The sequence below is a fragment of the Novosphingobium sp. BL-S-19 genome (genome assembly GCF_055521675.1).
On record NZ_CM145498.1, the window covers coordinates 1920094 to 1938562 of the forward strand.

The 18469-nt window shown below is 64.4% G+C and carries 19 protein-coding genes and 3 tRNA genes; 13 read left to right on the forward strand and 9 right to left on the reverse strand.

Features of this window, described 5'->3' with window-relative positions; all coding sequences use genetic code 11:
• Positions 1 to 15: 15 nt before the first annotated feature.
• The 3 genes from ACZ1JV_RS17155 to ACZ1JV_RS17165 form a co-directional block, all read right to left on the reverse strand.
• Positions 16 to 92: transfer RNA gene (locus tag ACZ1JV_RS17155), tRNA-Pro, on the reverse strand.
• Between the two features lie 86 nt (positions 93 to 178).
• Complete coding sequence (locus tag ACZ1JV_RS17160) at positions 179 to 1726, reverse strand: methyl-accepting chemotaxis protein (protein ID WP_465152507.1); 1548 nt, start codon at positions 1724 to 1726, stop codon at positions 179 to 181.
• Positions 1723 to 2058, reverse strand: coding sequence for a hypothetical protein (locus ACZ1JV_RS17165; RefSeq protein WP_465152508.1), 336 nt, complete (start codon positions 2056 to 2058; stop codon positions 1723 to 1725). Before ACZ1JV_RS17165 ends, ACZ1JV_RS17160 begins: the two co-directional genes overlap by 4 nt.
• A gap of 149 nt (positions 2059 to 2207) precedes the next feature.
• Between ACZ1JV_RS17165 and thyA the strand changes: the two genes are divergently transcribed.
• The 5 genes from thyA to ACZ1JV_RS17190 all read left to right on the forward strand — a co-directional run bounded on the left by thyA (position 2208) and on the right by ACZ1JV_RS17190 (position 7633).
• A complete protein-coding gene (thyA, locus tag ACZ1JV_RS17170) occupies positions 2208 to 3191 on the forward strand; it encodes a thymidylate synthase (protein ID WP_465152509.1) in 984 nt (327 codons plus the stop codon).
• A gap of 154 nt (positions 3192 to 3345) precedes the next feature.
• Positions 3346 to 4644, forward strand: a complete 1299-nt coding sequence (locus tag ACZ1JV_RS17175; RefSeq protein ID WP_465152510.1) for a thiamine pyrophosphate-dependent enzyme — start codon at positions 3346 to 3348, stop codon at positions 4642 to 4644.
• A gap of 5 nt (positions 4645 to 4649) precedes the next feature.
• On the forward strand, positions 4650 to 5702 hold the full coding sequence (locus ACZ1JV_RS17180; RefSeq protein WP_465152597.1) for an alpha-ketoacid dehydrogenase subunit beta: 1053 nt from the start codon (positions 4650 to 4652) through the stop codon (positions 5700 to 5702).
• 4 nt (positions 5703 to 5706) lie between these two features.
• Complete coding sequence (locus ACZ1JV_RS17185; protein WP_465152511.1) at positions 5707 to 7032, forward strand: dihydrolipoamide acetyltransferase family protein; 1326 nt, start codon at positions 5707 to 5709, stop codon at positions 7030 to 7032.
• A gap of 16 nt (positions 7033 to 7048) precedes the next feature.
• Positions 7049 to 7633 (forward strand): YdeI/OmpD-associated family protein, encoded by a 585-nt coding sequence (locus ACZ1JV_RS17190; protein WP_465152512.1) that lies wholly within the window; start codon positions 7049 to 7051, stop codon positions 7631 to 7633.
• Between the two features lies 1 nt (position 7634).
• On the opposite strand, the gene ACZ1JV_RS17195 is transcribed toward ACZ1JV_RS17190, so the two are convergent.
• On the reverse strand, positions 7635 to 8093 hold the full coding sequence (locus tag ACZ1JV_RS17195) for a hypothetical protein (protein ID WP_465152513.1): 459 nt from the start codon (positions 8091 to 8093) through the stop codon (positions 7635 to 7637).
• A gap of 243 nt (positions 8094 to 8336) precedes the next feature.
• Between ACZ1JV_RS17195 and ACZ1JV_RS17200 the strand changes: the two genes are divergently transcribed.
• Both ACZ1JV_RS17200 and ACZ1JV_RS17205 read left to right on the forward strand, forming a co-directional pair.
• A tRNA-Asp gene (locus ACZ1JV_RS17200) sits at positions 8337 to 8413 on the forward strand.
• A 64-nt stretch (positions 8414 to 8477) separates the two neighbouring features.
• A tRNA-Asp gene (locus ACZ1JV_RS17205) sits at positions 8478 to 8554 on the forward strand.
• 126 nt (positions 8555 to 8680) lie between these two features.
• On the opposite strand, the gene ACZ1JV_RS17210 is transcribed toward ACZ1JV_RS17205, so the two are convergent.
• The 4 genes from ACZ1JV_RS17210 to ACZ1JV_RS17225 form a co-directional block, all read right to left on the reverse strand.
• Positions 8681 to 8896, reverse strand: coding sequence for a DUF2842 domain-containing protein (locus ACZ1JV_RS17210; protein ID WP_465152514.1), 216 nt, complete (start codon positions 8894 to 8896; stop codon positions 8681 to 8683).
• Between the two features lie 2 nt (positions 8897 to 8898).
• Positions 8899 to 9501 (reverse strand): 5-formyltetrahydrofolate cyclo-ligase, encoded by a 603-nt coding sequence (locus ACZ1JV_RS17215; RefSeq protein ID WP_465152515.1) that lies wholly within the window; start codon positions 9499 to 9501, stop codon positions 8899 to 8901.
• 289 nt (positions 9502 to 9790) lie between these two features.
• Entirely contained in the window at positions 9791 to 10135 is a 345-nt protein-coding gene (locus ACZ1JV_RS17220; RefSeq protein ID WP_465152516.1) for a cell division protein ZapA, read from the reverse strand.
• Entirely contained in the window at positions 10132 to 10335 is a 204-nt protein-coding gene (locus ACZ1JV_RS17225; RefSeq protein ID WP_465152517.1) for a hypothetical protein, read from the reverse strand. The genes ACZ1JV_RS17220 and ACZ1JV_RS17225 overlap by 4 nt, the downstream gene beginning before the upstream one ends.
• Before the next feature lie 210 nt (positions 10336 to 10545).
• Between ACZ1JV_RS17225 and tkt the strand changes: the two genes are divergently transcribed.
• The 5 genes from tkt to ACZ1JV_RS17250 all read left to right on the forward strand — a co-directional run bounded on the left by tkt (position 10546) and on the right by ACZ1JV_RS17250 (position 17148).
• Complete coding sequence (tkt, locus tag ACZ1JV_RS17230) at positions 10546 to 12534, forward strand: transketolase (RefSeq protein ID WP_465152518.1); 1989 nt, start codon at positions 10546 to 10548, stop codon at positions 12532 to 12534.
• Positions 12535 to 12550: 16 nt separating this feature from the next.
• A complete protein-coding gene (gene gap, locus ACZ1JV_RS17235; protein ID WP_465138321.1) occupies positions 12551 to 13558 on the forward strand; it encodes a type I glyceraldehyde-3-phosphate dehydrogenase in 1008 nt (335 codons plus the stop codon).
• A gap of 279 nt (positions 13559 to 13837) precedes the next feature.
• Positions 13838 to 15037 (forward strand): phosphoglycerate kinase, encoded by a 1200-nt coding sequence (locus tag ACZ1JV_RS17240; RefSeq protein WP_465138322.1) that lies wholly within the window; start codon positions 13838 to 13840, stop codon positions 15035 to 15037.
• A 25-nt stretch (positions 15038 to 15062) separates the two neighbouring features.
• Positions 15063 to 16178 (forward strand): acyltransferase family protein, encoded by a 1116-nt coding sequence (locus ACZ1JV_RS17245; RefSeq protein ID WP_465152519.1) that lies wholly within the window; start codon positions 15063 to 15065, stop codon positions 16176 to 16178.
• Between the two features lie 58 nt (positions 16179 to 16236).
• The gene (locus tag ACZ1JV_RS17250; RefSeq protein ID WP_465152520.1) at positions 16237 to 17148 is read left to right on the forward strand and encodes a fructose bisphosphate aldolase; all 912 of its coding nucleotides are present in this window, start codon (positions 16237 to 16239) and stop codon (positions 17146 to 17148) included.
• Between the two features lie 57 nt (positions 17149 to 17205).
• Here the strand turns inward: ACZ1JV_RS17250 and ACZ1JV_RS17255 are convergent, their stop codons facing one another.
• Positions 17206 to 17760, reverse strand: coding sequence for a hypothetical protein (locus tag ACZ1JV_RS17255; protein WP_465152521.1), 555 nt, complete (start codon positions 17758 to 17760; stop codon positions 17206 to 17208).
• A gap of 143 nt (positions 17761 to 17903) precedes the next feature.
• On the opposite strand from ACZ1JV_RS17255, the gene ACZ1JV_RS17260 reads away from it, so the two are divergent.
• On the forward strand, positions 17904 to 18452 hold the full coding sequence (locus ACZ1JV_RS17260) for a hypothetical protein (RefSeq protein WP_465152522.1): 549 nt from the start codon (positions 17904 to 17906) through the stop codon (positions 18450 to 18452).
• Positions 18453 to 18469 lie beyond the last annotated feature (17 nt).

The following is an 18469-nucleotide window of genomic DNA, read 5'->3' on the forward strand; positions in this document are numbered from 1 at the left end:
ACCCGAAGGTGAAAATGGTCGGGGAAAGAGGATTCGAACCTCCGGCCCCTGCCTCCCGAAGACAGTGCTCTACCAGGCTGAGCTATTCCCCGACCGGTGGGCGTTCCGAAGAGCGCCCGGGGCAGGAGCGCGCCTATATAGGGCGACTCTCGGGGTGGCAAGGGGCCAAAATCGCTTTTCATGCGACGCGGCGATTTCGTCCTGTGGACAAGTCGCCGCTTTTTTCGGGCATCCCTCCGGAAACGCGGAAATGCGCCACTATTCGGGCCATCGTCTGCGCTTCTTCGGAAAGATGACGGGCTGCGGCGGTGCCTTCTTCCACCATTGCGGCGTTGTGTTGGGTCGCGGAATCGAGGTTTCCGACCCTTTCGCTGATTCGTCCGATCTCGCTGGCCTGCTCCTCGCAGACCTGCACGATGCGGGCGACGGCGCCGTCGATTTCGGAAATGTCGGTCACGATCGTGTCCAGCGTTTCGCCCGAACGTCCCACCAGCGTCACGCCTTGAGAGACCTGACGCGATGATGTGTCGATCAGCGCCTTGATGCGGTTGGCGGCGTCGCCGGAGCGTTGGGCCAGTGCGCGCACTTGCGATGCGACGACGGCGAATCCCTTGCCGGCTTCCCCGGCGCGCCCGGCCTCGATCGCGGCATTGAGGGCCAGCAGGTTGGTCTGGAAGGCGATCCCGTCGATCAGGGCGACGATCTGCGCGATTTCGTGTGCGGACTGTTCGATCTCGCCCATGGCGGAAATGGCGCTGTCCACCACGGTGCTGCCCGCCTGCGCGTCGTCGCGCGCACGGGCCGCGTTATCTTGCAGGGTGCGGGCACTGGTGGCGTTTTCCTGAACGGTAAGGTTGAGCTGGCGCAGGGTGCTGGCGATGTCTTCCAGCGTGGAGGCCTGCTGCTCGGTGCGCTGGGCCAGATCGTCGGTGGCGATGCTGATCTCTCGGGACCCGGTCTCGATCTGGCGGGCCGCTTCGCTGACGCTTTGGACGATGCCGTCCAGATCGTTCGCGGCGGCGTTGAAGAACCGGCGCAGGTCTTCGTAGCTTTCAGGAAATTCGCGCGCGAGCCGCAGCGAGAGGTCTCCGCTGGCCAGCGAGCGCAGGCCGTCGCCGATCTGTTCGATCACCACGCGCTGTTCGTCGGCGGCGCGGGCGCGTTCGCGTGCGGCGGCTTCCTGTACGCGCTCTCGCTCGGCATGGGCGGCGGCCTGTTCGAGAATCAGTTTTTCGAGCCGGGCGGCGATCATGACCAGTACCGCCGTCTCAAGCACGACGACCACGGCGTGGAGAATCACGCGGCCCAGTTCGCCGCCGTTGGGGAACACCAGCGTCGGCGCGACGAAGTTGGTCAGAAGGTGGTGGACGGCGGTGATCGTGGCGGCGGCAAGGATGGGGCGCCAGTCCGCCAGAATCGCCAGCATGGCGATCGCGGCGAAGAAGATCATGTGCAGGTCGAGCATCCATTCGCGGCCCGACCACTGCCAGAGCAGGATGGCCGGATAGAGCGGTAGCGTGATGCCCAGCACCATGCGAGCTTGCGCGCCGTTGCTGCCGCTCAGGACCAGCAGGCTGGGAACGATCGTGATCAGCACGGCGGCGATGACGGGGGGCATTCCGGTCTGGGCGAAAGGCAGGCCGCCCAGCGTGACGAGCACGCTGAGCCAGCAGACGATCAGGAGCCCGCGGGCTCCCTTGCTTCGCAAGTCTTCGAGTTGGTTCATGATTGCGTTGCCGGGTTGTGAGTGGGGGGAGCGCCGCACAGCGATTCCGGTACGGCGAACAGAAGGGCGCCCTGGCGCAGGGCGGACAGCGTCGCGGCGGGCGAGGGCACGCGCACGAAAGCCGCACCCGCGTAAGGGCCGGTGGCCAGAAATCCCGCATGTTCCGCATGCACCCAGGCGAGCGTTTCGCCGGTATCACCGTGGAGCGGCATATAAAGTGCCGCTCCGCCGCGTGCCGGGGTGAGCGCAAAGGCCATTACGGCAAGCGCGATCAGGCCGTGAAGGGCCAGTGCGCCGCGTAAGCCTGTCTTGCGTTCGGGGGCAGGATCCATGCCCCTATTATAGATTGCCGCGTGGGCGGGCGGCGGCGATGACCATTACGTAAGGTTGCCCGGTCCGCGGGGTGGTCGGGAAGGCATCGATCGGGGAGGTATGCGCTCGTGCTCTTCCCCTTCGCGGCTTGCAGGGTTAGGTCTGGTGCATGACCGAAAGCCTGCTCGAAGCCGCCGTTCCCGCATCCTCCGGCCAGGAGGGTCATTGGGAGCGCCATTGGGAATGGCAATACCTCGACCTGATGCGGCGCATCTGGGAGCATGGCGACGAGCGGGTGGACCGCACCGGCGTCGGCACCCGATCCGTCTTCGGCGCGACCATCCGCTTCGATCTTTCGGGCGGGCTGATGCCGCTGCTCACCACCAAGCGCGTCTACTGGAAGACCGCGAGCCGCGAGATGCTGTGGTTCCTGACGGGCGAGACCAATATCCGCCCGCTCTGTGCCCAAGGCGTCGAAATCTGGACCGACTGGCCGCTCGACCGCTACCGCAAGGCGACCGGCGAGGAGATCGTCCGCGCCGATTTCTCCCGCCGTATCGTCGAGGATGAGGCCTTCGCGGCGAAGTGGGGCGATCTCGGCCCGGTCTACGGCAAGCAGTGGGTCGACTGGCCGGTCTATGAGCCCACCGGCGACGGACTCTATAAGAAGCGTGAGCAGGGCGTGAATCAGGTCGTGCAAGTGATCGAGAGCCTGAAGAGCAATCCCGGCAGCCGCCGCCATATCATCGAGGGGTGGAATGTCGCCGAGCTGGACGCGATGGCGCTGCCGCCGTGCCACAAGACCTATCAGTTCCACGTCGCTGACGGCCGGCTGTCCTGCATCCTCTATCAACGCAGCTGCGATCTTGGCCTCGGCTTCGCGTTCAACATGTGGTCACTGGCGCTGCTGACGCGCATGTTCGCGCAGCAGTGCAACCTTGAGCCGGGTGAGGCCGTTTGGATGGGTGGTGATGTCCATCTCTATCTCAACCACGCCAGCCTCGTCGAAGAGCAGCTTTCGCGTCAGCCCTCCGGCGAGGCGCGGCTGGATATCGTGCGCAAGCCCGATTCGATCTTCGACTACCGGATCGAGGATTTCGCGGTTTCCGGCTACGCGCCGCAGGCCCATATCGCCGCGCCCGTCGCGGTGTGACGGCCCATCGGGGCGGCCAATCGAGTCTGTATTGACATTACCCTTGGTTGAAATATTGTGACCTGACCGTGGAATTTTGAAACGTGCCGTTAACCTTTGGTTTCGGCGTAGTTTCTCTCTTCGCGGCCCGATTCAAGGCGGGAGAGGAAGCAAGATGGCCCTAGGCCCGACACGTACAGGAAAGTCGCGCGGCAATCTGCCGCCACTCGATCTCTATGTCCCCGAGCCGAAGTTCCGGCCCGGTGATCCGGTCGATTATTCGCATCTGGAAATCCCCGCGGCCGGCAAGCTGGCGCGCCCCGATGAGGGCTGTGCCGCCAGCGAAACATGGCCGCTGACGCTCGACCTGATCCGCGTTCTGGACGAGAACGATGCGGCGGTGGGCGCGTGGAACCCCAATCTCGATCCCGAGACGATGCGCCGCATGCTGGCATCGATGGCGCTCACCCGCGCTTTCGACGATCGCATGTACCGCGGCCAGCGCCAGGGCAAGACCAGCTTCTACATGAAGTCCACGGGTGAGGAGGCGGTCTCGATCGCCTGCGCCCATGCGCTTGCCTTCGACGACATGGTGTTCCCCAGCTACCGCCAGCAGGGCATCCTGATCGCGCGCGGCTATCCGCTGGAGGAGATGGTCAACCAGATCTACTCCAACCGTGCTGACCCGCTGAAGGGGCGCCAGCTGCCGATCATGTATTCGGCCAAGGACTACGGCTTCTTCTCGATTTCCGGCAATCTGGCCACGCAGTTCCCGCAGGCGGTGGGCTGGGCGATGGCCAGCGCGATCAAGGGCGATACCCGCATCGCCACCAGCTTCGTGGGCGAAGGCTCCAGCGCGGAAGGCGATTTCCACGCGGCGATGACGTTCGCGGCGGTCTACAACGCGCCGGTCGTGCTCAATGTCGTCAACAATCAGTGGGCGATTTCCAGCTTCTCGGGCTTTGCCGGGGCGGAGCGCACCACCTTTGCCGCGCGTGCCACGGGCTACGGCATCGCCGGCCTGCGCGTGGATGGCAACGATATCCTGGCCGTCTATGCCGCGATGGAATGGGCCGCCAACCGCGCCCGCTCCAACCAGGGGCCGACGCTGATCGAGCACTTCACCTATCGCGCCGAGGGTCACTCCACCTCGGACGATCCCACGGCCTACCGCTCTGCGCATGAGCGTGAGGAATGGCCGCTGGGCGATCCGATCATGCGCCTGAAGAAGCATCTGATCGCGCTTGGCGAATGGTCCGAGGAACAGCACGCCGAGATGGACCGCGACGCTGCCGAGCAAGTGAAGACCGCCACCAAGGAAGCCGAAAAGAATGGCATCCTGGGCCACGGCCTGCATCATCCGTTCCACACCATGTTCGAGGACGTCTTCGAGGAACTGCCCTGGCACCTTGAAGAGCAGGCGGATCAGGCGATCCGTGAGCGGCAGAGCAAGTTCCCGGATTGGAAGGACTGATCATGATGATTGAAGAAGATTCGGTCAGCCTCCACGACGCGCCGACCCGCCAGATGAACATGATCGAGGCGATCAACGATGCGCTCGACATCATGATGGCGCGCGATCCCGATGTGGTGACCTTCGGCGAGGACGTCGGCTATTTCGGCGGCGTGTTCCGCGCGACGGCCAACCTTCAGAAGAAGTACGGCCGCAACCGGGTGTTCGATACGCCGATCAACGAATGCGGTATCATCGGTGCTGCCGTGGGCATGGCCGCATATGGCCTGCGCCCGGTGCCGGAGATCCAGTTCGCGGACTATATCTATCCGGGCATGGACCAGCTCGTCTCCGAAGCGGCGCGTCTGCGCTATCGTTCGGCGGCGGAGTTCATCGCGCCGATCACGGTGCGTTCGCCTTTCGGCGGCGGCATTTTCGGCGGCCAGACCCACAGCCAGAGCCCGGAAGCGCTGTTCACGCACGTTTCCGGCCTGAAGACGGTGATCCCGGCCAGCCCCTATGACGCCAAGGGCCTGCTGATTTCCGCCATCGAAGACAACGATCCGGTGATCTTCTTCGAGCCCAAGCGCATCTATAACGGCCCGTTCGACGGCTATTACGATCGCCCGTCGAAGACGTGGAAGGGCCACCCGCTCGGCATGGTGCCGGAGGGGTACTATTCGATCCCGCTCGGCAAGGCGCGGATCGTGCAGGAAGGTTCGGCACTGACCGTGGTGACGTACGGCACCATGGTCCACGTGGCCGAGGCGGTGCTGGCCGAAAAGGGCGTCGATGCCGAGATCATCGACTTGCGCAGCCTGGTTCCGCTCGACCTGGAGACTGTGGAAAAGTCCGTGGAAAAGACTGGGCGTTGCCTGGTGATACATGAGGCGACCCGCACCTCCGGCTTTGGCGCGGAACTGGTGACGCTGGTTCAGGAACGCTGCTTCTACCACCTCGAAGCGCCCGTCGAGCGCGTGACCGGCTTTGATACGCCGTACCCGCACAGCCTTGAGTGGGCCTATTTCCCCGGTCCCGTCCGCATTGGCGAGGCGGTCGATCGTCTGTTGAAGGATTGATTTGATGGGACGCTATACTTTCAGGCTGCCCGACATCGGTGAGGGCATTGCCGAGGCAGAGATCGTCGCCTGGCACGTCAAGATCGGCGATCGGATCGAGGAAGACGACCGCGTTGCGGACATGATGACCGACAAGGCGACGGTCGAGATGGAAAGCCCGGTTTCGGGCGTGGTGGTCGCAGTCGCCGGTGAGGCGGGCGATGTCATCGCCATCGGATCGCCGCTGGTGGTGATTGAGGTCGAAGGCGCGGGCAACGAGGTCGACGGTGCCAGTGCGCCCAAGGTCGAGCCCGAGGTGGCCAGTGCTTCGACAAGCTCGGCACGAGCGGAGGTTGCGGAATTGGCCGCAGCGCCCGCGCCCGTTGCTGCGGCCGAACCTGCACCGGCTCCCGCACCGGCCTCCAAGCCCGCTCAGGCTGAGCCTGTCGAAGCCCGCGCGCCGACGCCTGCCACGCACGCCAAGGTCATGGCCAGCCCGGCCGTCCGCAAGCGCGCGTCGGACCTCGGCATCAATCTTGCCGAAGTCCGTCCGGCCGAGGATGGCCGCGTGCGCCACGGCGATCTCGACGCCTTCCTGTCCTACAACGCTGCGGGCGGTTTCCAGCCCGCCGGCAACAAGGGCAAGGACGAACAGGTCCGCGTGATCGGCCTGCGCCGCCGCATTGCCGAGAACATGGCGGCGTCCAAACGCCAGATTCCCCACTTCGCCTATGTCGAGGAATTCGACGTGACGGCGCTGGAGGAAACCCGTGCGCAACTGAATGCAGGGCGCGGTGACCGTCCGAAGCTGACGATGCTGCCGTTCCTGATCGCGGCGATCTGCAAGCTGCTGCCGAAGTATCCGATGCTCAACGCGCATTACGATGACGAGGCGGGCGTGGTGACGCGTTACGGCTCTGTCCATCTGGGCATGGCTGCGCAGACCCCGGCGGGCCTGATGGTGCCGGTGATTCGCGATGCGCAGGACCGTAACCTGTGGCAGCTCGCCACCGAGATCGGCCGTCTTGCCAATGCGGCGCGCGACGGTTCGGCGAAGTCGTCGGAGCTTTCGGGCTCGACGATCACGGTCACTTCGCTCGGGCCGATGGGCGGCGTGGCGACCACGCCGGTCATCAATCGTCCCGAAGTCGCCATCATCGGCCCGAATCGCATCGTCGAACGGCCGATGTTCGTGAAGGGCGCCGATGGCGTGGAGCGCATCGAGAAGCGCAAGATCATGAATATCTCGATGTCGTGCGATCACCGTGTGGTAGACGGTTGGGACGCGGCGAGCTTCGCGCAGGACCTCAAGAAACTGATCGAGGCTCCGGCGCTGATTCTCGCGGGATAAGATAGAGAGGGCATCCATGGGCAAAGATCCGCGCGTCGACGACTATATCGAAAAGGCCGCGGACTTTGCCCGCCCGATCCTCACCCATTTGCGCGATCTCGCCCATCGCGCGCTGCCCGAGGCTGAAGAGGCCATCAAATGGGGCATGCCGCACTTTCTGGTGAAGGGTAAGAACGTCGCCGGGATGGCGGCGTTCAAGGCACACTGCACGTTCGTCATTCATGGAGACGGGCGGCAAGGCGATGCCATGGGCCAGTTCGGGCGCATCACCGCCATCGGCGATCTGCCGCCTGAAGGCGAACTCATCGAAAAATTGCAGGCGGCTGAGGCTCGGGTGCTCGAAAAGGGCACGGCGCTGAAGTCTGCCGCGCCGCGTGCGCCCAAGGCTGAGATTCCGATGCCGGAGGACTTCGCGGCCGCGTTGGCGGCTGCTCCGGTCGCGCAGGGGCATTACGATGCCTTCTCGCCATCACAGCGGCGCGAATATCTGGAATGGATCACCGAGGCCAAGACAGAGGCCACGCGTGCCAAGCGCATGGCTCAGGCGGTCGAGTGGATTTCAGAGGGCAAGCGCCGCAACTGGAAGTACGAGCGCTGCTGAATCAGCGCACGATGCCGCTGTAGGTGATCTGCCCGCGTCCGCGCGCCGCGCTCTGCGGCGGGATGCGCCAGCGGACATGCGTGACGTCTTCGGGGGTGGCCAGCCGGCTACCGATTCTTAGCGTGCCGATGCGGCCCCACGAGCGGCCCCCGTCTACAGAGACCTCCTGCATGTCTTCCGCGCTCTGCTGATAGGTGAGGGCGGTGGGCACCGGATTGGTGATGACGAAGCCGCCGGTTCCGGCCGCGCGTACCCAGGTGACGATCGTTACCACCCTGTCGCCGCGAACAAGGCGGCTGGCAGGCTCCAGCCGGCGTGAGGCGGTCGATCCGGTGCGTTCCACATAGACGGCGCTGTCGGTGGCCACGGCGGGCCCTGTGCGCAGTTCTGCCTGTGCTTCCGTGGCGGCCAGCGTACCGGCCGCGAGCGCGAGCGTCATGGCGAGATGGAATGCTTTCACCCGAATACCCCCTGCATGTCGTCCGCGCCGTTTCCGCGCGGATGGGGATTTTCTGCGATACCAGTCACCAACATATAGTTAACGCTGATTGACCACGTTCCCGATCGGTGGGGCAGGGGCGGTATGGGCTAGGAATTTTCGGGGGTGTGGATAAAAACTTTTCATTGTTCGGGTCATTCCCGTTGACAGGGTGGGTGCCCTGCCATAGAGGCGCGGCTCCCAAGCGGACGCAACCGCAAGAACGCGGGTGTAGCTCAGTTGGTTAGAGTGCCGGCCTGTCACGCCGGAGGTCGCGGGTTCGAGCCCCGTCACTCGCGCCACTTGGGAAAAATGCTGGTAATCCAGCGACTTGAGGTAGTCTAAAAACCTCACATACATTGCTGCGCGGGTGTAGCTCAGTTGGTTAGAGTGCCGGCCTGTCACGCCGGAGGTCGCGGGTTCGAGCCCCGTCACTCGCGCCATTTCCTTCACGGGAAGTGGTAAGGCAATGAAATGAAAAAGGCCGGGTTCACCCCCGGCCTTTTCTTTTGTCCGCGCGACTCATGTCACAGCGAAGACGCTTCCCGGAAAATAAAAGCGCCGGGGAATCACCCCCAGCGCCCGGTCTCCATCCAGATCAGGAATCGCTTCAGCGGCAATATCCAGACGACGCCCAGGACGACATAGATTGGCGTCTGGAGCAGCGGGTGCCATCCGCCGATCAGCGGGGCCAGATAATGCGCGATCAGCAGGCCATAGGCGATCAGGACGGCGAACAGCCCCAATACGCCCAGCGGGATTCGCAGAGTCGGTGTCTCGCGCAAGTTCAGATTTCCCCCTCGTAGATCCGTGTCGGCGTCACCACGGCATCCAGGATGCGGTCGTGCGCTTCTATCGGCAGGGTGTCGGCGAGTTGGCAGTCCCATGCAAGGCCGATTGCAGGCACGTCGGGATTGGCATCGAGCCAGCGATCGTAATGGCCGCCGCCCTGGCCCAGGCGATGCCCTTCGGCGGTGAAAGCCAGCAGCGGCACAATCACAATGGCGGGAATCACCGGATCGCTTTCGGGAAGCGGTTGCAGCGCGCCCCAGGGGCCGATGGTCAGCTGTTCCTCATCGAAAGGATTGTCCCAGCGGCGGAACTGCATCGGCGATTCGCGCGATTCGAACCACGGCAGGGCGACGCGCCGCCCGTTTTCGGAAAGCCAGCGCGCCCAGCCGAAGGCCGGGGCTTCATCCCCCACTGGTGCGTAGAGGCCGATGGTCAGCCCCTCCGGCATCATTTCGGCGACGGGGGCGGGGGGGCGATTGAGCACCAGCGCCCGCAATCCTTGCGGAAGCGATGCGACATGCTCTGCACGGGCGACGCGATGCGCCTTGCGGAGCGCCGCCTTTTCGGTGGCGGGGGAGAGGGGGCGTGACGAATCCACCGGTGATCCCATTCCTGGCATTCGGAGCCGCACACTAACACCTGCGGCCTCGATCGGCATGTTGGATTTCCAACATGTGATATGTTGGAAGGGCGAGGGTTTGATTTCTGAAAGGGGGTGACGGGCCCACCATAGGGTCGTTTGCCTAGAAATCCTCTGACGCCTCAACGTCAGGTGGGGACCATGTACTCCGGACCAGGGTCCGGGCAGGGACAGCCCCCTTGGATTTGCTTATAGCCTCAGGGATGTTCGAACGGCTCGTGCCGGGCAGATCCCGTCGCTGCCCTAGTTAGGGATTATCGACCGATCCCTCAAGGAGGTCGGCAAGATTTTCGACGCGCTGCGCGATCGCCACAAGGCGTTCGGCCAATTCGGGCGGAAATGCGGGGGCGGGAGCAGGCGGGGGAGCGGCTGCCGCGGCCGGTTCGGCGGGCTGGTTGCGCAAGTTATGCACTTCATCCGCCAGCATGATTGCGGCGAACAGCAGCATGCGAGTCTCGGTCTGGCCCACGGCGCCGGCCGCGGCCACCTTCTCGTCGATCAGGCGGCCGAGATACTCGACATGGCTTTCCTGCCCGTCCGCGCAGGCCAGCGTGAAGCCGCGTCCACCGATGGTGAGATTGACGTTGCTCATGGCCGGCCCGGCTTTTCTGGCTGGTTCCCGGCCTCGGGCCGCGCCAGCAGTTCGTCGAGCTCGCCGAGGGCGTGTTCGACAGAAATCCTCAGGCGTGCATCGCGCGCCCGCTGCTCCACTGTTTCGGGGATCGCCTTGTCGAGCCGGGCCAATGCCGCCTCGATCCGTTCGACGACCTGGCCGATCGATACTTCATTCATAACCCACCGGTTACTGCGAAACCGCAAAAAGGCAAGAAATCGGCACGGTTGCCGACATTGGCTTCGACGAAACGAAGAGTTTGTGCCACCACGCGATTGCGCAAGGGCCGCGCTTGATTGCGGCCCGGGTGAACTTGACGCCCGCTGGCCTCTCCCTAAAGGGGGTCGGCAAGCCGAATCATTCCTTTTTCCGTTTACCGGAGCCACCCGATGACCCTTGCAGCCGACCGTCTCGCGCCGATGGCCAACGCCATTCGCGCGCTTTCCATGGACGCGGTTCAGGCCGCCAACAGCGGCCACCCCGGTATGCCGATGGGCATGGCCGACGTTGCCACCGTCCTGTTCTCGAAGTTCCTGAAGTTCGATCCCGCCGCCCCCAAGTGGGCCGATCGCGACCGCTTCGTGCTGTCCGCCGGTCACGGTTCGATGCTGATCTATTCGCTGCTCCACCTGACCGGCTATGCCAGCCCGACGATGGACGACATCCGCAATTTCCGTCAGCTGGGCTCGGTCTGCGCCGGTCACCCGGAAAACTTCCTGATCGAAGGCGTGGAATGCACCACCGGCCCGCTGGGCCAGGGCCTGGCCATGGCGGTCGGCATGGCGATGGCGGAGCGTCAGCTGAACGCCACGTTCGGCGACGATCTGGTCGACCACAAGACCTGGGTCATTGCCGGTGACGGCTGCCTGATGGAAGGCATCAACCACGAAGCCATCGGCCTTGCCGGCACGCTCAAGCTGGGCCGCCTGAAGGTTCTGTGGGACGACAACAAGATCACCATCGATGGCGACACCTCGCTTTCGACCAGCGAAGACATCCCGGCGCGCTACCGCGCTTCGGGCTGGGACGTGTTCGAGTGCGATGGCCATGACTTCGCCGACATCGAACGCGCGCTGGGTCAGGCTGCCGCTTCGGACAAGCCGACGCTGGTCGCCTGCAAGACCGTGATCGGCAAGGGCGCCCCCAACAAGCAGGGCGGCCACGACGTTCACGGCGCCGCGCTGGGCGAGGCCGAAGTGGCCGCCGCCCGCGAATATCTGGGCTGGACCTCGGCACCCTTCGAAGTGCCGGCGGAAATCCTGGCCGACTGGCGTTCGCTGGGCGAAGCCGGTGCCAAGGCCCATGCCGATTGGTTCGGCCGTCTTGCCGCTTCGGACAAGGCTGACGAGTTCACCCGCCGCATGGCCGGCGAACTGCCGGAAACCGATGCGATCCGCGCCAAGCTGGCCGAATGGCTGGAAGGCGAATCCACCGTCGCCACCCGCAAGGCCTCGGAAAACTGGCTGAACGTGCTGGCCCCCGCGATCCCCGAGATGATCGGCGGTTCGGCGGACCTTACCGGTTCGAACAACACCAAGGCCAAGTGCCAGGATCCGTTCACCCCGGACAACTATGGCGGCCGTTACGTCTATTACGGCATCCGTGAATTCGGCATGGCTGCCGCGCTCAACGGCATGGCGCTGCACGGCGGCGTGATCCCCTACGGCGGCACCTTCCTGATCTTCTCGGACTACTGCCGCAATGCGATCCGCCTCTCGGCGCTGCAGCAGACCCGCGCGATCTACGTGCTGACCCACGATTCGATCGGCCTTGGCGAAGACGGCCCGACCCACCAGCCGGTCGAACATGTCATGTCCATGCGCATGATCCCGAACCTCTACGTGTTCCGCCCGGCCGACGTCATCGAGACGGCGGAATGCTGGAACGTGGCCCTGGAATCGCAGGACACGCCTTCGGTGCTGGCACTTACCCGCCAGAACCTGCCGCAGCTGCGCAAGACCGGCGACATGCTCTCGGCTCGCGGCGCCTACACGCTCCGCCACGCCGAAGCAGACCGCAAGGTCATCATCGTGGCTACCGGCTCGGAAGTCGAACTGGCGGTCAAGGTCCGTGCGGAGCTTGAATCGCAGGGCATCGGTACCGATGTCGTATCCATGCCGTGCATGGAACTCTTCGCCGCCCAGGACGAAGCCTACCAGCACGAAATCCTGCCCAATGATGCGTCGATCCTGAAGGTTTCGATCGAAGCCGGCGTCACCATGGGCTGGGAACGCTATACCGCACAGAGCCGCAATGGCGGCCTGAACATCGGTCTCGACCGCTTCGGTGCCTCGGCTCCGGCCAAGGACCTGTTCGCTCGTTTCGGCTTCACCGTCGAAGCGATCGTTCCGAAGATCCTCAACAAGCTTAGCGTGTAAACAGGAGAATTTACCAATGGCGACCAAGGTTGCGATCAACGGTTTCGGACGTATCGGGCGCAATGTCGCTCGCGCCATTCTCGAACGCACGGACCATGACCTCGAACTGGTGTCGATCAACGACCTGGCCGATGCCAAGGCCAATGCTCTCCTGTTCAAGCGTGACAGCGTCCACGGCACCTTCGAAGGCACCGTGGAAGTGGACGGCACCGACCTGGTCATCAACGGCAAGCGCATTCATGTGACGGCCGAGCGTGACCCGGCGAACCTGCCGCACGCCGCCCAGGGCATCGACATCGTGCTCGAATGCACCGGTTTCTTCACCAACAAGGAATCGGCCTCCAAGCACATCGACGCGGGCGCCAAGCGCGTTCTCGTCTCGGCTCCGGCCAAGGGCGTGGACCTGACGGTCGTTTACGGCGTGAACGACAAGGAACTGACGGCAGAGCACGTGATCGTGTCGAACGCGTCGTGCACCACCAACTGCCTGGCGCCTTTCGCCAAGGTTCTGCACGAGAAGATCGGTATCGAGCGCGGTCTGATGACCACGATCCACTCGTACACCAACGACCAGAAGATCCTCGACCAGATCCACAGCGATCCGCGCCGCGCCCGCGCCGCCGCGATGAACATGATCCCCACCAGCACCGGCGCCGCCGTTGCCGTGGGCCTCGTTCTTCCGGACCTGAAGGGCAAGCTGGATGGTTCGTCGATCCGCGTGCCGACCCCGAACGTCTCGGTCGTCGACCTGACCTTCGTGCCGAAGCGCGAAACCACCAAGGAAGAAGTCAACGCGCTGCTGAAGGAAGCGGCCGAGGGCGAACTCAAGGGCGTGCTGGGCTACACCACCGAGCCGCTGGTTTCGATCGACTTCAACCATGATGCGCACTCGTCGACCATCGACAGCCTTGAGACGCACGTGCTCGAGGGCAAGCTGGTCCGCGTTCTGTCGTGGTACGACAACGAGTGGGGCTTCTCCAACCGCATGGTCGACACGGCCGGCGTGATGGCCAAGTTCCTCTGATGCTTCTGCTCTGAGGTCTTGATGGCGGCGGATCGCCCCGTCGGCGCCACGCGGAGGAGGAGCCGTGTGGATGCCGATGGCGGGCGGTCTGCCCCACCACTGTCGCCGCGGAAGTCCTTAAGGGGCTTTCGCGGCGCAGTGCATCGGGCCGGTTCGTGGCGGCATTGCCCTCGGGGCATCGTCTTGGCGGTCCGGGCCGTATAAACTGCGAAAAAGATTTTCTGACGGCGTGCCTGTAACGGCGCGCGCCGCCGTGGGTGACGAGATAAGGATCGAACGATGAGCGCTTTCAAGACCCTTGATGACCTTGGTGACGTGGCCGGAAAGGTCGCGCTGGTTCGCGTCGATTTCAACGTGCCGATGAACGATGGCGTCGTCACCGACGATACCCGCATCCGCGCCGCCGCGCCGACGATCCTGGAACTCTCCGAAAAGGGCGCCAAGGTCCTGCTGCTCGCCCACTTCGGCCGCCCCAAGGGCGAGCGCGTGCCCAGCATGTCGCTGTCGATGGTGGTCGGCGCGGTCGAGAAGGTGCTCGGCAAGGAAGTGATGTTCGTGCCGGAAGTGGCGGGCGACGTGGTCAAGCAGGCCGTCGGCATCCTGCGCGCCGGTGACATCGCGATCCTCGAAAACACCCGCTTCTGGAAGGGTGAGGAAAAGAACGACGCCGAACTCGTGCAGGCGATTGCCGCCAACGGCGATCTCTACGTCAACGATGCGTTCTCCGCCGCGCACCGCGCCCATGCCAGCACCGAAGGCCTTGCCCGCGTGCTGCCCGCTTACGCCGGCCGTTCGATGCAGGCAGAGCTGGAAGCGCTGGAAAAGGCGCTGGGCGCTCCGGAAAAGCCGGTCGCGGCCGTTGTCGGCGGCGCCAAGGTTTCCTCGAAGCTGGACGTGCTCAAGCACCTCGTCACCCAGGTCGATCACCTGATCATCGGTGGCGGCATGGCCAACACTTTCCTCGCCGCCAAGGGCGTGGACGTGGGCAAGTCGCTCTGCGAGCATGACCTGACCGGCACCGCGAACGAGATCCTCGAAACCGCCGATGCTTCGGGCTGCACCGTGCACTTGCCCTACGAAGTGGTGGTGTCGAAGGAATTCGCCGCCAATCCGCCTTCGCTGCGCACCTGCAACGTGCATGAAGTGGCCGCGGACGAGATGATCCTCGATGTCGGCCCGCTGGCGGTGGAGGCGCTGGGCGATGTGCTCAAGACCTGCCGCACGCTGGTGTGGAACGGTCCGCTCGGCGCGTTCGAGACGGTGCCTTTCGACGCGGCGACCGTGGCGCTGGCCAAGACCGCTGCCGCGCTGACCCGCGAAGGTTCGCTGACCTCGGTCGCCGGTGGCGGCGATACCGTGGCCGCGCTCAACCATGCGGGCGTGGCGAATGACTTCTCGTATATCTCGACCGCAGGCGGTGCTTTCCTGGAATGGATGGAAGGCAAGGAACTGCCCGGCGTGGCGGCTCTCGAAGCCTGATCGCGCGGGGGCTGGGGCGGCGCACATGGGCACATCGAACCCCGTTGATGCTCAGGGCTGGAAAGCCCCGCGCCAGCCTTGGCACGGCCGCTATGTAACGCTCGACGGCATGCGCGGGATCGCCGCGCTTGCCGTCGCGCTGTTCCACTTCAATATCTCGCAGGCCCCGCACGGCTACGTGGCGGTGGACTTCTTCTTTGCGCTTTCGGGCTTCGTGCTCGCGACCAGCTACCTGCCGCGCTGGCAGGCGGGCATGGGCACCGGCGAGTTCATGCTGAAGCGTCTGGTGCGGCTCTACCCGCTGTTCCTCGTCGGCGTGGCGCTGACGACGGCGGTGGGGCTGGCCCGGCTGCACAGTGGCGGCGATACCTCGCTGAGCCTCAAGACCATCCTGATCAGCACCGGCATCAATGCCGTGATGCTGCCGTCTCCGCTGACCAACACGTTGTTTCCGCTGAACGTGCCGGCATGGTCGCTGTTCTACGAACTGGTCGCCAATTTCGCGATGATCGCGCTGCTGTTCCGCCTGCCGCGCCTTGGCGTTGCGGCGGTCTGCGCCTTGTCTGCGGCATGGTTCGTGCCGGCGGTGCTGGAGAACGGATCGGGCAATATCGGCGCGGTCTGGCACGAATGGCCGGTGGCGCTGGCCCGCACGCTTTATTCGTTCGGTATCGGCATGTTGATCGCGAAGCTGCCGCAGCCCGAACACCGCCCGGCGACATGGGCTGGCGTCGCCTGCCTTGTCGCCATAGCGGCAATGTTGATGGCCGATCCGCAGTTCCTGTCCACGACCGAATACGATCTTGCCTGCGCGCTGGTGCTTTCGCCGCTGCTGGTCTGGTGCGGTTCGCGCGTGGAGCCTTCGCGCCGGTTTGCCCGCATGGCCTGGTTCGTGGGGGAAGTTTCCTTCGCGCTCTATGCCGTGCATTGGGCGGTGATCGAGCCGATGCGTTACTTCAAGGACGATCTGCATTACGATGCCGTGCTGATGGCCTTCGTGTTTCTTGGCCTGTGCCTTGCGATCGCATGGCTTTGCGTGCGCTGGATCGACGTTCCGGCCCGCACTTTGTTGAACGGCCTGCTGCGCCGCCGCGCGATGGCGCGCGTGATGCGCCACGCGGCCGCCCATCCGCTGCCTTGATGGCGCGGACAAACCGTTTCGTCCCGGTTCGCCGGGGCAAATCTAGGAGGAGAAACCCATGGAATTTTCTGAGATGACGGCCAAGATAGCCGGCGGAAACGGCTTTATCGCCGCGCTTGACCAGAGCGGCGGTTCGACGCCGAAGGCGCTGAAGGGCTACGGCATCGAAGAAGGCGCCTGGTCGACCGAAGAAGAGATGTTCGGCCTGATCCACCAGATGCGCGCGCGCATCATCTCGTCGCCGGTGTTCACGGGTGACAAGGTTCTCGGCGCGATCCTGTTCGAACGCACGATGGACGGCCAGGTGAACGGCGTTCCCACCCCGCAGGCGCTGATCGCCAAGGGCGTGGTGCCGTTCATCAAGGTAGACAAGGGCCTTGAGGACGAAGCGAACGGCGTACAGCTGATGAAGCCGATGCCGACGCTGGACGCGCTGCTGGAACGCTCGAAAGCGCTGGGTGTGTTCGGCACCAAGGAGCGTTCGGTGATCAATTCGGCCAATGCCGAGGGCATCGCCGCCGTCGTTAAGCAGCAGTTCGAAATCGGCAAGCAGGTGCTCTCGCACGGCATGATGCCGATCGTAGAACCCGAGGTGAACATCAAGAGCGCCACCCGCGCCGAGTGCGACCAGATCCTGCTGGCCGAGCTGCTCAAGAACCTGGACGCGCTGCCGGAAGGCCAGCAGGTCATGCTCAAGCTTTCGCTGCCGATCGTGCCGGGCACCTTCGATCCGCTCGTTTCGCACCCCAAGGTGCTGCGCGTCGTGGCGCTTTCGGGCGGTTACGAGCGTCCCGAGGCTTGCGTTGAGCTGGCCAAGAACAAGGGCATCATCGCCAGCTTCAGCCGCGCGCTGCTGCAGGACCTGCGTTCGCAGATGAGCGATGCCGAATTCGATGCCGCCCTCGGCGAAGCGATCGACGAGATCTACAAGGGCTCGACCCAGAAGGTGGACGCTGCGGCGGCTGCCTGATCTTTCGGATCACGCAACAGGAAAGGGCGGTGCCGCAAGGCGCCGCCCTTTTGCGTTTCAGATACCGCCCAAGAAGCGGAAGCCGAACTGATAGGCGAGCGGGGCGGGCTTGACCCCGGCTACCGGAGTTGGGCTCGCATCCAGCAAGGTTAGCGTGCCGTCGGCCACCTGCACCGGTTGCCCCAAGGTCAGGTCGATCTTCTGCGGGCCCGACCCGAGATCGACCCGCACGCGCAGCCTGACGCGTCCGGCCTGGATGCATTGCACGCCCTGCGGGCAGCGGCTGTCCTCGATCAGCGAGAGCGGCGTGACCTTGGGGCCATCGACGTAAACCGTCTCACCGATCCGCGTATAGGCCAGTGGTGGCCCCTTGTGGGGCGGCGTTGGAGTGGCGGCGGGCATCTCGACCGGACGCGTATATTCAGGCTCGGGCGGAAGGGGCGCTTCGGGTGGCGGAGGAGGGGCCTGATAAGGCGGAGCCGGCACTTGCGCCGAAGCAGAGGGCGGCGGGCCACCCCCTTCGGGAATGATGCGGCATCCGGCCAAGGCGAACGCCAGCAGGGCCAGCGCAGGAATGGGCGAAAGGGCGGGCGTCGGTGCGCGTCGTTTCATGTTCCTCCCACAGTGTTTGAGCGGACTTATGGTTCCGAGTGCTGCGGGCAGGGTATCGGCGGGGGCTGAACCGCTCCAGAACGAAAGTCGCTTTGCGTCGGCCTTTCGGATGGTTAGGGTCTATCCTTACCTATGGGGAAACCATGAAGTATACAGCAAGGACTGGCGAGTTCGGATCGTCGCTCTTCCTTTCGATGGCGGTCGTCGCATCGGTGAAGGTGGCGCCGTTTTTCCTTTCGGAAACGGTGGTCGGTCTGGTGCTGCCGCCGTTTCTTGGCTCGCTGGTGGCGACGAAGCTGATCGCCTTGCTGCGTCCCTCGCTCGATCCGTTTCTGCGGCGCGCGATTGCGCTGCTGGTTGGGGAAACGGTCTGGCTGATGGCCGATGCCCTGCGTGCGGGTGCGATTCCGATGGGCATGACGGTGGACATTCTCGTAGGGTTTGCCTTGGCGGCGCTGCTGGTCTGGCGGCCCTCGCGCGTTCTCTTACGCGCGCTGATCGGTGGTGTGGCGCTGGCCGCCGCAGCGGCGATCTACCTTGCATTTGCCGCGCCGGGTTGGGATCTCAACACAGGGGCGGAGGCGCTTCATGCGGTGATGCGGCTCACCATTCTGCTTTTCGCCGTGGCAGCGCTGCGCACCGTCAATCGCGAGCGCGAAGACGCTTGCTTCGAAGACGAACTCTTTTCCTGAGCCTCACGAAAGGCTAG

Coding starts and splice junctions, on each gene's coding strand:
- ACZ1JV_RS17160 (WP_465152507.1), bottom strand. CDS start 1,726: ATGAACCAACTCGAAGACTTGCGAAGCAAGGGAGCCCGCGGGCTCCTG.
- ACZ1JV_RS17165 (WP_465152508.1), bottom strand. CDS start 2,058: ATGGATCCTGCCCCCGAACGCAAGACAGGCTTACGCGGCGCACTGGCC.
- thyA (WP_465152509.1), top strand. CDS start 2,208: ATGACCGAAAGCCTGCTCGAAGCCGCCGTTCCCGCATCCTCCGGCCAG.
- ACZ1JV_RS17175 (WP_465152510.1), top strand. CDS start 3,346: ATGGCCCTAGGCCCGACACGTACAGGAAAGTCGCGCGGCAATCTGCCG.
- ACZ1JV_RS17180 (WP_465152597.1), top strand. CDS start 4,650: ATGATTGAAGAAGATTCGGTCAGCCTCCACGACGCGCCGACCCGCCAG.
- ACZ1JV_RS17185 (WP_465152511.1), top strand. CDS start 5,707: ATGGGACGCTATACTTTCAGGCTGCCCGACATCGGTGAGGGCATTGCC.
- ACZ1JV_RS17190 (WP_465152512.1), top strand. CDS start 7,049: ATGGGCAAAGATCCGCGCGTCGACGACTATATCGAAAAGGCCGCGGAC.
- ACZ1JV_RS17220 (WP_465152516.1), bottom strand. CDS start 10,135: ATGAGCAACGTCAATCTCACCATCGGTGGACGCGGCTTCACGCTGGCC.
- ACZ1JV_RS17225 (WP_465152517.1), bottom strand. CDS start 10,335: ATGAATGAAGTATCGATCGGCCAGGTCGTCGAACGGATCGAGGCGGCA.
- tkt (WP_465152518.1), top strand. CDS start 10,546: ATGACCCTTGCAGCCGACCGTCTCGCGCCGATGGCCAACGCCATTCGC.
- gap (WP_465138321.1), top strand. CDS start 12,551: ATGGCGACCAAGGTTGCGATCAACGGTTTCGGACGTATCGGGCGCAAT.
- ACZ1JV_RS17240 (WP_465138322.1), top strand. CDS start 13,838: ATGAGCGCTTTCAAGACCCTTGATGACCTTGGTGACGTGGCCGGAAAG.
- ACZ1JV_RS17245 (WP_465152519.1), top strand. CDS start 15,063: ATGGGCACATCGAACCCCGTTGATGCTCAGGGCTGGAAAGCCCCGCGC.
- ACZ1JV_RS17250 (WP_465152520.1), top strand. CDS start 16,237: ATGGAATTTTCTGAGATGACGGCCAAGATAGCCGGCGGAAACGGCTTT.
- ACZ1JV_RS17255 (WP_465152521.1), bottom strand. CDS start 17,760: ATGAAACGACGCGCACCGACGCCCGCCCTTTCGCCCATTCCTGCGCTG.
- ACZ1JV_RS17260 (WP_465152522.1), top strand. CDS start 17,904: ATGAAGTATACAGCAAGGACTGGCGAGTTCGGATCGTCGCTCTTCCTT.